At 31.3% G+C, this 12,894-nt stretch carries 13 protein-coding genes; 10 read left to right on the top strand and 3 right to left on the bottom strand.

What is annotated here, in order from left to right; genetic code table 11:
* Positions 1-11 precede the first annotated feature (11 nt).
* A complete protein-coding gene (locus tag ACVC2P_RS04750; protein ID WP_452597338.1) occupies positions 12-1,049 on the top strand; it encodes a sensor histidine kinase in 1,038 nt (345 codons plus the stop codon).
* Positions 1,049-1,774 carry a LytR/AlgR family response regulator transcription factor gene (locus ACVC2P_RS04745; RefSeq protein WP_452597337.1) on the top strand — a complete coding sequence of 242 codons (726 nt, stop codon included), beginning with the start codon at positions 1,049-1,051 and terminating at the stop codon, positions 1,772-1,774. The genes ACVC2P_RS04750 and ACVC2P_RS04745 overlap by 1 nt, the downstream gene beginning before the upstream one ends.
* A gap of 128 nt (positions 1,775-1,902) precedes the next feature.
* Here the strand turns inward: ACVC2P_RS04745 and obgE are convergent, their stop codons facing one another.
* Genes obgE through ACVC2P_RS04730 form a run of 3 tightly spaced genes read right to left on the bottom strand, consistent with a single transcriptional unit; the run spans position 1,903 to position 4,310 of the window.
* Positions 1,903-2,901, bottom strand: a complete 999-nt coding sequence (gene obgE / locus ACVC2P_RS04740; protein ID WP_452597336.1) for a GTPase ObgE — start codon at positions 2,899-2,901, stop codon at positions 1,903-1,905.
* A 58-nt stretch (positions 2,902-2,959) separates the two neighbouring features.
* The gene (locus ACVC2P_RS04735) at positions 2,960-3,190 is read right to left on the bottom strand and encodes a PLDc N-terminal domain-containing protein (protein WP_452597335.1); all 231 of its coding nucleotides are present in this window, start codon (positions 3,188-3,190) and stop codon (positions 2,960-2,962) included.
* 10 nt (positions 3,191-3,200) lie between these two features.
* The gene (locus ACVC2P_RS04730) at positions 3,201-4,310 is read right to left on the bottom strand and encodes an adenylate kinase (protein WP_452597334.1); all 1,110 of its coding nucleotides are present in this window, start codon (positions 4,308-4,310) and stop codon (positions 3,201-3,203) included.
* A gap of 126 nt (positions 4,311-4,436) precedes the next feature.
* On the opposite strand from ACVC2P_RS04730, the gene ACVC2P_RS04725 reads away from it, so the two are divergent.
* From ACVC2P_RS04725 to ACVC2P_RS04690, 8 genes are all read left to right on the top strand, one after another.
* Positions 4,437-5,591 (top strand): 5-(carboxyamino)imidazole ribonucleotide synthase, encoded by a 1,155-nt coding sequence (locus ACVC2P_RS04725; RefSeq protein ID WP_452597333.1) that lies wholly within the window; start codon positions 4,437-4,439, stop codon positions 5,589-5,591.
* A 64-nt stretch (positions 5,592-5,655) separates the two neighbouring features.
* Positions 5,656-6,138: a 5-(carboxyamino)imidazole ribonucleotide mutase gene (gene purE, locus ACVC2P_RS04720; protein ID WP_452597332.1), complete on the top strand. Its 483-nt coding sequence runs from the start codon at positions 5,656-5,658 to the stop codon at positions 6,136-6,138.
* 363 nt (positions 6,139-6,501) lie between these two features.
* A complete protein-coding gene (locus ACVC2P_RS04715) occupies positions 6,502-8,532 on the top strand; it encodes a M3 family metallopeptidase (RefSeq protein WP_452597331.1) in 2,031 nt (676 codons plus the stop codon).
* A 61-nt stretch (positions 8,533-8,593) separates the two neighbouring features.
* The gene (locus tag ACVC2P_RS04710; protein WP_452597330.1) at positions 8,594-9,373 is read left to right on the top strand and encodes a hypothetical protein; all 780 of its coding nucleotides are present in this window, start codon (positions 8,594-8,596) and stop codon (positions 9,371-9,373) included.
* A gap of 48 nt (positions 9,374-9,421) precedes the next feature.
* Positions 9,422-9,925: a GbsR/MarR family transcriptional regulator gene (locus ACVC2P_RS04705; protein ID WP_452597329.1), complete on the top strand. Its 504-nt coding sequence runs from the start codon at positions 9,422-9,424 to the stop codon at positions 9,923-9,925.
* Between the two features lie 342 nt (positions 9,926-10,267).
* Positions 10,268-11,089 carry a hypothetical protein gene (locus ACVC2P_RS04700; protein ID WP_452597328.1) on the top strand — a complete coding sequence of 274 codons (822 nt, stop codon included), beginning with the start codon at positions 10,268-10,270 and terminating at the stop codon, positions 11,087-11,089.
* A gap of 4 nt (positions 11,090-11,093) precedes the next feature.
* Positions 11,094-11,996 (top strand): TIGR01777 family oxidoreductase, encoded by a 903-nt coding sequence (locus ACVC2P_RS04695; protein ID WP_452597327.1) that lies wholly within the window; start codon positions 11,094-11,096, stop codon positions 11,994-11,996.
* Between the two features lie 11 nt (positions 11,997-12,007).
* Positions 12,008-12,889: a hypothetical protein gene (locus tag ACVC2P_RS04690; protein ID WP_452597326.1), complete on the top strand. Its 882-nt coding sequence runs from the start codon at positions 12,008-12,010 to the stop codon at positions 12,887-12,889.
* The last annotated feature ends 5 nt before the right edge of the window (positions 12,890-12,894 follow it).

Below are 12,894 nucleotides of genomic sequence, written 5' to 3'. Positions count from 1 at the left end.
TTAAAATTTATATGAAAATCTCTAATACCATTCTATTTTGGGTTTTACAACTTTTAGGTTGGGGCACTCCTATAGCTATTAATGCATCTGCAAAATATAGTAGCCCTAAATTAAATAACATTTATGTTACAGCAGAAACTTTGCTACTTATTATATCTGGGATTATAACATCTTCCTTATTAAGGAGCTACCTAAAACATAACATAACCTTTAATACGTTTAATACAAAAGAGTGGAAACATATTGTAATAGGTTACATAGGCGCATCGTTACTTTTCTCGAGTTCAATGTTTTTAGCTATTCCTCTTGGAAACTTGTTAAATAAAACTAATATTACGGTATCTTCTCTATTAGTTCTTAGCTCTATAATTAATGCTTTTATATTTATGTTTTTCTGGTTAGTACTTTATCTTTCAATAAAGTTAACCCGACAATATAGAAGTAATCAAATTAAAAACTTACAATTAGAAACCGCTTTAAAAGATTCTGAATTAAATACGCTGAAAGGCCAAATCAACCCGCATTTTATGTTTAACAGTTTAAATAACATTCGTGGGTTAATGCTAGAAGATGTAGAAAAATCTAGAGATATGATAACGCGTTTGTCTGAAATGCTACGTTACTCTCTAACCAAAAACAAAGTAGATACTATAGCACTAAAAGAAGAATTAGAAATGGTAGATAATTATATTGAATTATCTAAAATTCAATTTGAGGACCGTTTGCAGTATAGCGCTAAGGTAGGCGATACATTATTACATGTAGAAATCCCACCTATGATTATACAAATGCTTATTGAAAATGCTATTAAACATGGTATTTCTAGTTTAAGACAAGGCGGAAGCATTAATTTATCAATTTCTGAAAGACAAAAACAACTTATAATAGTTGTTAGTAATTCTGGCACACTAACAGAAAATAACACTTCTACACATGTAGGTATACAAAATATAAAAAAGAGACTCGCTTTACTTTATAAAGCAAATGCCTCTTTTAATTTAAAAGCAGAAAACAATACCGTTATAGCAACCATAAAACTACCACTGTAATGCAAAAAATTAACGCTGTAATTGTTGAAGACTCTCGTCTAGCAAGGCAAGAATTAAAGGAATTGGTAAAGAACCATCCAGAAATTGAAATTATTGGAGAAGCCGAAAATGTAGATGATGCCTATAAACTAATATCCAAAACTAATCCTGCACTATTATTTCTAGACATTAACATGCCCGAAAAAGATGGATTTCAGTTATTAGAATTACTAGATGAGATACCAATAGTTATATTTACTACGGCTTATGACGACTATGCTATTAAGTCTTTTGAGTATAATGCATTCGACTATTTATTAAAACCAATAAATAAAGAACGTTTTGCTAAAACTATAACAAAATTACTACCAACTTTAGATGAAAAAAACAGTACAGATAAAAGTAAAAAATTAACTATCGATTCTCAAATTTTCATAAAAGAAGGAGAACATTGCTGGATGGTTTTTTTAAAAGACATTGTCCTTTTTGAAATTGTAGGAAATTATACAAGAGTCTATTTTAAAGACAAAAAACCACTTATATATAAGTCACTTAATCAAATAGAAACTAAATTACCAGAGTACGATTTTTTTAGAGTAAACAGACAGCAGATAATTAATTTAAAAGCCATTAAAAATGTTACCCCATGGTTTAATGGTAAATTAAAAATGACTTTAATAAATGCTATAGATGTTGAAGTTTCTAGACGTCAATCTCAAAAATTTAAACAGGACTTAGAGTTTTAACCAAATTCCTGCTCAGGCAGGACTCCAATTATTTAAAGCTTGAGTCTCTCTAGAGTAAGTAAACTCTATCAAAAAATCGTTAATCGTAACTCATCATTCAAGAAGATTCCTGCCTTCGCAGGAATGCCTTAATCATTTAACAACTTCCATAGCGCATCTTTAAGCTCTGTAATACCTTGTTGTGCTACAGACGATATAAAGAAATACGGAATTGGCAATTCGTTATCCATCTCTACTTTTAGCTCTGCTTTTAATTCGTCGTCCAACATGTCGCATTTAGATATAGCTATAATACGCTCCTTATCTAACATTTCTGGGTTGTAGCGACGTAATTCATCTAATAAAATATCGTATTGTTCTTTAATGTCCTTTGCGTCTGCAGGAATCATAAACAATAAAATAGAGTTACGTTCTATATGTCTTAAAAAATAATGTCCAAGACCTTTACCTTCTGCCGCACCTTCAATAATACCAGGAATATCGGCCATGACGAAGGTTTGGTAATCACGGTATTTTACAATCCCTAAATTAGGTTTTAAAGTGGTAAACTCATAATCTGCAATTTTAGGTTTTGCTGAGCTTACTACAGATAATAATGTAGACTTCCCCGCATTTGGGAATCCTACTAAACCAACATCGGCAAGAACCTTAAGCTCTAAAGTAATATCTTTTTCTTCTAAAGGAATACCAGGTTGTGCGTAACGTGGTGTTTGGTTTGTAGAGCTTTTAAAGTGCCAATTTCCTCGCCCTCCTTTTCCTCCTTCTGCAATAATAACTTCTTCGTCATTGTTTGTTATCTCGAAAAGTACATTATTTGTTTCTGTATCTCTAACAACCGTTCCTAAAGGCACTTCTATGTATACATCTTCTCCATCTGCACCTGTACTACGCCCACTACTTCCATGAGCACCATGACCAGCACGAATGTGACGTTTAAATTTTAAGTGTAATAATGTCCAAAGGTTAGAGTTTCCTCTAATAATAACGTGTCCTCCACGACCACCATCTCCTCCATCTGGTCCACCTTTTGCAATATACTTTTCGCGATGTAAGTGCGTAGAACCTTTACCTCCGTTTCCAGAAGTAACGTGCATTTTTACATAATCAACAAAATTCCCTTCAGTCATAATCAATTTAAAATGTAAGTGGTAACAAAAACCTCATTATCCCTTACGGTTATTTTTACTAGTTTTTTAGCCTAGATTTTCTTCCTATTATAAAGTATAATAACGGGCCTAAAAAGGGCAACAATAATGTTACTAAAACCCAAATTAACTTATCATTATTTTTAAAATTATGCTTCACAATATCAATAATTGTTATTATTGGCAATAAAACTAAAAACAATATAACGATAAGTATAAGTATAATTTGAAATGGGCCTATTACCCCTAAAGGAACTTCTAATACTTCCATAATAGTTATATTACAAATTATCTATGGCGTTGCATAAACGCTCTGTAATGGCTTCAATAGTACCAATACCATCTACACCGTAATATTTATTTTGTTCTGCGTAAAACTCTTTTAGTATTGCAGTTTTTTTATAATATTCTGTTATTCTATCTCTAATTACAGCTTCATTTGCATCATCAGCTCTTCCGCTAGATTTTCCTCTCTCTAGCAAACGCTCTACTAATACTTCATCTTCCACCTCTAATGCAATCATAGCATCAATTTGAGAGTCTTTACTTTGCATTAATTGGTCTAAAGCCTCAGCTTGTGCATTAGTACGTGGAAATCCATCAAAAATAAAGCCTTTAGCATCTGCATTTTTTTCTACCTCTGCTTCAAGCATATCTATTGTTACTTGATCTGGCACTAACTGTCCTTTATCTATATAAGATTTTGCTAATGTTCCTAAAGCTGTTTCGTTCTTTATATTGTATCTAAAAACATCTCCTGTAGAAATGTGTACTAGATTATATTTTTCTTTTAAAAAATTAGCTTGGGTTCCTTTACCTGCTCCCGGAGGACCAAATAATACAATATTAGTCATGTGTTGTGTTGTTTTTAATTGGTATACTTCTGGTAAATCTCTTCCTAAGCCATCGTAATCTAGACCGTAGCCTACAATAAACTTATTAGGAATCTCTTTACCAACATAATGTAATTTAAAATCTTTTTTGTAAGCCTCTGGTTTATAAAATAAAGTGGCAATTAATAGCTGTTTTACACCTTCATTTTTAAATATTCTATGCACTTCGTGCAAGGTATTACCTGTATCAATAATATCTTCTAAAATAACAACCGTTCGTCCTGTTAAATTTTGCGTTAATCCAATAAGTCTTTGGATATCTTCAGACGATTTAACGCCTTCGTAAGAAGCCAGTTTAATAAAGGTAACCTCACAAGGTTTTGGGTATTTTTTCACAAAATCGCTCACCAACATAAATGACCCATTTAAAATCCCAATAAAAACAGGAATTTCATCTCCTAAATCGTTTGCTACATCGTTTGCCATTTGCGTAACCGCATCTTCAATTTCTTTGGCAGAAATAAAAGGCTTAAAATATTTGTCGTGAAGCTTAATCATTACTTTGGTTTTATGAAAGAGGCAAAGATACGGATTTGTTAAAAGATATACGATTTTTACCTTAGCATTTTATTACTAATTTGGGTTTTAAAATGTATTTTTGTACCACTAATTTCAACACATAAAATGAACTACTTCTCATCCCATTTTAAATTAGGTATCCTTGGAGGCGGCCAATTAGGAAAAATGCTCCTAAACGAAACACGAAAATTTGATATTAAAACCCATGTTTTAGACCCTAGCGACGAAGCGCCATGTAAAATTGCTTGTAACGTGTTTACTAAAGGTGATTTAATGGATTACGATACCGTTTTTAACTTCGGAAAACAGGTAGACATTTTAACCTTTGAGATTGAAAATGTTAACGTAGATGCTTTAGAGGCTTTAGAAAAAGAAGGGATTAAAGTGTATCCTTCATCTAGTAATTTAAGAATTATCCAGAATAAAGCCGCTCAAAAATTATTTTACGTTGATAATAATTTACCAACTTCCTCATTTTCTCGTTTTGCTTATGCTTCAGAGATTGAAGATGCAGTTATAAACGGAGGTTTAACTCTGCCTTTTGTATGGAAAAGTGCTCAATTTGGTTATGATGGTAATGGTGTAAAAATTATACGAACGCTAGACGATTTAAAAGGGCTTCCAAAAGGAGAATGTATTGCAGAACAGCTAGTAGATTTTAAAAATGAACTAGCGGTTATAGTTTCTAGAACGCCAGATGGAGAAGTAAAAACCTATCCAGTAGTAGAAATGGAATTTCATCCAGAAGCCAACCAAGTAGAATATGTTATTTGCCCAGGAAGAGTATCGGAAATTGTTGCTAAAAAAGCACAAGAGGTAGCCTTAAATGTTTCTAAAGCCTTTAACCATGTTGGTTTATTAGCTGTAGAATTATTTCAAACACAAGAGGATAACATTTTAATAAACGAAGTAGCACCAAGACCCCACAATTCTGGACACCAAACCATAGAAGCTAGTTATACTTCTCAATTCGAGCAACATTTACGTGCCATTTTAAATTTACCATTAGGAAGAACAGATAGTAAAGTTGGAGGTGTTATGGTAAATTTGGTTGGAGCAGAAGGTTACACAGGTAATGTTATCTATAAAAACATAGACACTATTATGCAAATGGATGGTGTTACACCACACATTTACGGAAAAAAGGTAACACGCCCTTTTCGTAAAATGGGGCATGTAACTATAGTTCATGAAGATTTAAATACAGCAAGGCAAATTGCCGAAAATGTTAAAAAGACAATAAAAGTTATTTCGGAATAAGGACTTTTTCATACTTTCGAACTCCACCTTTATTAGCAATTATAAAAACATAAACACACAACAAATGAGTAAAGTAGGCGTAATCATGGGGAGCATTAGTGATCTTCCTGTAATGCAAGATGCTATAGATATTTTAAAAGGATTTGATATTGAGGTCGAAGTAGATATAGTATCTGCGCATCGTACTCCAGAAAAATTATTCGATTACAGTAAAAATGCCCATACAAGAGGCATCTCTGTTATTGTTGCTGGTGCAGGAGGAGCCGCACATTTACCAGGTATGGTGGCATCGTTATCGCCTTTACCTGTTATTGGTGTTCCTGTAAAAAGTAGTAACTCTATAGATGGTTGGGACTCTGTACTATCCATTTTACAAATGCCAGGAGGTGTTCCTGTTGCTACAGTTGCTCTTAATGGTGCTAAAAACGCAGGAATATTAGCTGCACAAATTATAGGAACTAGCGATACTTGTGTATTAGACAAGATAATAGCCTATAAAGAAGGCTTAAAACTTAAAGTGGAAAACGCTGCTAAAGATTTAAAATAGTGATAAATCAAAAAAGCCCTGTCTCCAGGGCTTTTAGTCGCTATTAATCTTCTATATATGAGCTAAATGCCCACAACAAAAAAACTTACAGCAAATGTCAGTAAAATCATACTAAATGAGATGTAAGAGATCAAAAAAAATTAAAAATTCGACTAAAAGTGCTTTATAACCGATAAAAAGCAAAAAATAGCTTATAAAAAAAAGCCCCAACAGGTGTTGAGGCTTTTCATCGCTATTAATCAATAATTTTTAAGTGAGTAACCAGCTCACAAGAAAAAATCGAGTCAAAATTAATGAAATTAATTATCTGTTGCTAATTAATTTACATTTTTTATAAAAAAAAATTAAAATTTAACATTCATTATGAAAAATTTGGTTAATCTTTTTCAATCTAAATATAATACCGCTCCGTTTTCAGAAATAAAAAATGAAGACTTTAAACCCGCTATCATTCAATTAATTAAAGATACTAAAGCAGAAATAAACGCCATTACAGAAAACCCAGAGGCTCCAACTTTTGAGAACACTATTGAGGCACTTGATTTTTGTGGAAAACAATATAATCGTGTAACAAGTCTCTTTTTTAATCTTAATTCTGCCGAAACTAATGACGAAATTCAAAGAATAGCTCAAGAAATCTCTCCTTTAATATCTGAGTTTTCTAACGATATTAAGTTAAACGAAACGCTCTTTAAACGTGTAAAAACTGTTTATGATAGTAAAGCATCTTTAAAACTTACTACCGAACAGGCGACTCTATTAGATAAAAATTATAAAAACTTTTCAAGAAACGGTGCTAACTTAAATGATGAAGATAAGTTAAAACTAAGAGACATAGATAAAAAGCTATCTAAACTCACCCTTAAATTTGGAGAAAATGTTTTAGCCGAAACCAATGATTATGAGTTGCATCTTACAGACGAATCTGATTTATCTGGTTTACCAGAAGGCGCAAAAGAAGCCGCAAAAATTTTAGCAGAAAGCAAAAATAAAAAGGGCTGGTTAATTACTTTAGACCATCCAAGCTATATGCCTTTTATGACTTATGCTGACAATAGAGACTTAAGAAAAAAACTATCTATGGCCTCTGGTAGCAGAGCTTTTAAAAATAATGACTTTAATAATACATCTATTATTTTAGATATAATAAAGTTACGTTACCAGCGCGCCCAACTATTAGGTTATAAAACACATGCGCATTTTGTTTTACAAGAACGAATGGCAGAAACACCAGAAAAGGTAACACACTTTTTAAATGATTTATTAGAAAAAGCAAAACCAGCTGCAGAAAGAGAGTTTAAAAACTTAGAGCAATTTGCTAAAGAGCTAGATGGTATTGAAGCTTTACAAAAATGGGATTCTGCATATTACTCTGAAAAACTAAAACAGAAGTTATTTAATTTAGACGATGAGCAACTTAAACCTTATTTTAAATTAGAAAATGTTATAGACGGTGCTTTTACTGTTGCTAACAAATTATTTGGATTATCTTTTGAAACCATTAACGATATAGATAAGTATCATGATGATGTTTTAACTTATAAAGTTACTAACGAAGATGGTAAGTTAGTTTCTATCCTATACGCAGATTTTTTTCCTAGAGAAGGCAAACGTAATGGTGCATGGATGACGACCTATAAACACCAATATATAGAAAATGGAATTAACGAAAGACCTCATATTTCTATTGTTTGCAATTTTACTAAACCAACAAAAAGTAAACCTTCGTTATTATCGTTTGGAGAAGTTACTACCCTATTCCATGAATTTGGTCATGCACTTCACGGTATGCTAGCAAATACTACTTACCCAAGCTTATCGGGAACAAATGTATTTTGGGATTTTGTAGAGCTACCAAGTCAAGTTTTAGAAAATTGGTGTTTTGAAAAAGAAGCTTTAGAGTTATTTGCTAAACACTATAAAACCGACGAAGTGATTCCTATGGAATTAGTAAATAAAATTAAAGAGTCTGCATCTTTTCATGAAGGGATGCAAACATTAAGGCAAGTAAGTTTTGGGCTATTAGATATGGCATGGCATGGCATAAACCCTTCAGAAATTAAAGATGTTAAAATGCATGAAAAAGAAGCATTTAAAAACACTAGTTTATTCCCAGACACTCCAACAAGTTGTATGAGTACACTTTTCTCTCATATATTTCAAGGCGGTTACTCGTCTGGATATTATAGCTATAAATGGGCAGAAGTTTTAGATGCAGATGCTTTTGATTATTTTAAGCAAGAAGGTATTTTTAATAAAACTATTGCCACAAAATTTAAAGACCATATATTATCGCAAGGCGGTACAGAAAACCCAATGGTTTTATATAAACGTTTTAGAGGCCAAGAACCAAAACCTGAAGCCTTATTAAAACGTGCTGGGCTTATTAAATAAGTTTTTATAAAGCACAGTATTAACTACACAATAATTTTATTCTATATATGTTTAAGCATATATGATAAAAACTAAAATAGTATTCTTCCATATTGTTTGTTTTACAGTATTAACTGTATTTACACAAGTTGGAGGAATACTATGGTTTTTAGCTGTAATTATTTCTTATAAGTTAAAACAAAAAAAACGTTACACCTTCCCTATTGTATATTTAATGTGTAACCTTTTAATAATACCACCAATAGCGTCTGTATTTGGAAGAGAAAAACTCCCTATGTTTAATGAAGATATAAAACCTGTAAATATTATCTATCCTTTATTATTTAGGAATTATGTAGCTAAAAATCTACACACAGTTTTAAAAGAATCTGCAAAAACACTTTCAAAAAAACAAATACAAATTACTTATTTAGATGCAAATTTTCCATTTTTAAATGGATTCCCTTTATTACCACACAGAAGCCATAGTGATGGTAAAAAAATAGATATTGCTTTTATGTATACAGACAACACTGGGTTACTTACAAGCAAAAAACCATCCTCTTCTGGTTATGGTGCTTATGTAAAAGCGACTAATTATACTACAGAAAACTGCATAAAAAAAGGGTATTGGCAATATCATTTACCTAAATATCTAACGTTTGGTATAGATAGATCGCTTCAGTTTAATAAAAATGCAACTAGAGCAATTATTAAAGAATTTCTAACGCACTCAGCTACAGAAAAGATTTTTATAGAACCCTATTTAAAACAAGAATTGCACCTAAACAATGGCAAAATAAGGTTTCATGGCTGTAAAGCTGTACGCCATGATGACCATATACATTTACAAATAAAATAAACTTTCAATAATTATTGAAAGTTTAAAATATTTAATTACCTTTGCTGTATGGAATATCAAGAAGCAAAAGAAAAATTTATAAGTACCTGGGGAAGTCTGGGTAGTCTTTGGGGCATCAATAAAGCAATGGCTCAAATACAAGCATTGCTTTTTATTTCAACAAAACCACTTTCTATGGAAGATATTATGGAGGATCTTAAAATATCTCGTGGTAATACCAGCATGAATTTAAGGCAATTAATGGATTGGGGTATTGTTTCAAAAACATTAGTAGCTGGGGAACGCAAAGAGTTTTTTACTACCGAAAAAGATGTGCAAGAACTAGCAAGAATTATTGCTAAAGAACGTAGCAGAAGAGAAATAAAACCTGTATTAAAAGTGTTAAAAGAAATATCTAGTATTAAAAACGATAATACTGCAAAAACACAAGAACTTATAAAACAAACAAAAGCATTACATGATTTGTCTGAAACAGCAGATACAATGGTAAACAAAATTGTAAACCAAGAGCAAAATTGGATTACAAAATCTTTACTTAAACTCTTGAAATAAAAAAATTTAAATTAAACTTTCAATATTTTCTGAAAGTTTTATAAAAACAAAAATTATGAAACTAACATTCAAATTACTAAAAGTCATAAATATCATTGGGCTATTATTTCTTCTATTAGGCCCTTACGGTATTGCTGTAACTGGACTCCTACAATTTATTTCCGCGGTCTTATTTATTATTCTGTTTCCTAAAAACAAATTAATATATATCTACTTTGCCTTAGTAACAATCTTCTTTATAGCCTGGAATGCATGTGCATATAGTATAAATGGATTATTCGTTTTGCCTTTATTTCTAATACTTTTTTTGACTTATACTATTTACAATCAAAAACTAACATCATGAAAACATTAAATAATAACATTATACTTTATGATGAAGACTGTCCACTTTGTCAAGTGTATACTTCGGGATTTTTAAAAACGAGAATGTTAGATAAAAATGGCAGAAAACCTTTCAATAAAATAGCTAAAGAAGAGGCGTCATTTATAGACCTTAAAAAAGCTACAAACGAAATTGCTTTAATAGACACTAAAACTAATACGGTTACTTATGGTATAAATAGTTTATTAAAAATATTAGGCCATTCGTTCCCTTGGATAGAAAAAACAGGTCACTTAAAGCCTATACACTATGGTTTAAAAAAACTATACTCTTTTATTTCTTACAATCGTAAAGTAATAATTCCAAGTGCATTAAAACCCGAACATAAATTACAATGCGTTCCTAGTTTTAACATTAAATACAGAATATTATACATACTATTTGCAATATTGGTTACCATAGCAGTTTTATTTAGTTTCTCTAAAACCCTATCATTTTTGCCTCAGGCTTCTGTTACAAGAGAAACATTATTAGCTTCTGGACAAATTCTGTTTCAATTACTATTTCTTATAAATTATAACAAAAAAGACAGGTTAAATTATATTGGTCATTTAACAACCGTTTCTTTAATGGGTTCACTAATGCTACTACCTATATTAATAATAAATAGCTATATAAATATTTCAGAAACAGTACTTATACTATGGTTTGGCGCTACGGTAATTACTATGTTTTACGAACATTACAGAAGAATAAACCTATTAAAACTACCCAAATACCTAACGTACACATGGGTACTTTACAGACTAATATTACTCCCATTATTAATTAATTCTTAAACCAATGAAAACAATAGTTATAGCAGGAGGAACAGGTTTTTTAGGCAACATACTAGAAACACATCTCTCTAAACAAGGATACCAAATAAAAATATTAACACGTAATCCTATACGCGAAAATGATATTTACTGGAATGCAAAAGATTTAGGCGATTTAACAGATCATTTAAACGGTATAGAAGCACTAATTAACCTTACAGGAAAATCTGTAGATTGTCGCTACAACGCTGCTAATAAAAAGAAAATATACAATTCTAGAATAGACTCTACCAATTTATTAGGCTTAGCTATTAATTTATGCGATGTGCCACCAAGAGTTTGGATAAACTCCTCTACCGCTACCATTTACAAACATTCATTACAAAAACAAATGACGGAAGCTAATGGAGATATCGGTGATGACTTTTCTATGAATATTGCTAAATCTTGGGAAGCTGCATTTTATGATATTACTAACCCAAAAACTAGAAAAATAGCAATACGTACCTCTATAGTTATGGGGAAAAAAGGTGGTGGATTAATTCCTTTAAAACGATTAACACAATTTGGTTTAGGTGGTAAACAAGCCTCAGGAAACCAAAAAGTAAGTTGGATCCATGAATTGGATTTTGCTAGAGCGGTGTCTTTTTTATTAGAAAACAATGAACTGAAAGGTAATTTTAATCTTTCAGTTAAAAAGCCCACAGATAATAAAACACTCATGAAAACCATAAGGAAGACATTAAAGGTGCCTTTTGGAATCTCTCACCCAGTTTGGTTAATACGGTTTGGAGCTTGGTTAATTGGTACAGAAGCAGAATTAGTTTTAAAAAGTAGAAATGTTATCCCAGAACGTTTATTAAAAGAAGGCTTTCTGTTTTTATATGAAGACATTGATTTAGCATTACAAGATTTATTAAAAAATTAAAAATTAGTATCATGCCCACTAAAAAAACAAACAACAGAAAAAATGTATTATACGGCATTGTGATTGTATTAGTTATCGCAAATTTTGCTTTTAGACTCTTAAACGAAATGCGAATAGAACAAACAGCTATACTATTTGTTGGAATTCCTGCATTAATTACGATACTACTTATTAAGTACAATACCACACCTAAATCTGCTGCAGGAGTCGTTTTTAGTACAGTAACATTATTTCTATTACTCTCTTCAATTTTATTGGGAGAAGGCATGGTTTGCATTATTATTATGGCGCCTATTTTTTATATGGTAGCAGGAATTATTGTACTAATAATTAACCTTTTAAAGAAGCGTGATAAAAATAAACTAAACGCCTATGTTTTAATTCCTGTTTTGTTTATTCTAGCGCAAGGTTATGAAATAAATTCAGCACCAGAACTGTTACAAGTTAAAACAGTAATAGACGTAAAAGGACACCAAAACTTAAACCGTTTTAATAAAACTCCAGACTTTTTAAAAAACTACCCTAATTTTTTTAAAATAGGCTTTCCAGAACCAATTGCTATAAAGGGAGAAGGCATAAATGTTGGCGATTACAGAAAAATACATTTTAGATCTAAAACCAAAGGCATAGGAATACTACATATTAAAATACAAGAAAAAACAAAAAACAGCATAACGTTTAAAGTGGTTAACGATAATACACACATACACCATTGGTTAAGTTGGAAATATATTAAAGTAGCCATTAAACATAATAAAAACAACACCTCTACCATTACATGGAATACTTTCTTTACCTGCGACCTAGGCCCTTCTTGGTATTTTAAACCTACAGAAAAATATGGAGTACAAGTAATGAACACGCATTTAATTAATAGTTACTTTTTAAACTAAATACA

The organism is Pontimicrobium sp. MEBiC01747, from assembly GCF_053601635.1.
This window is presented reverse-complemented; position numbering and strand designations above follow the sequence as displayed.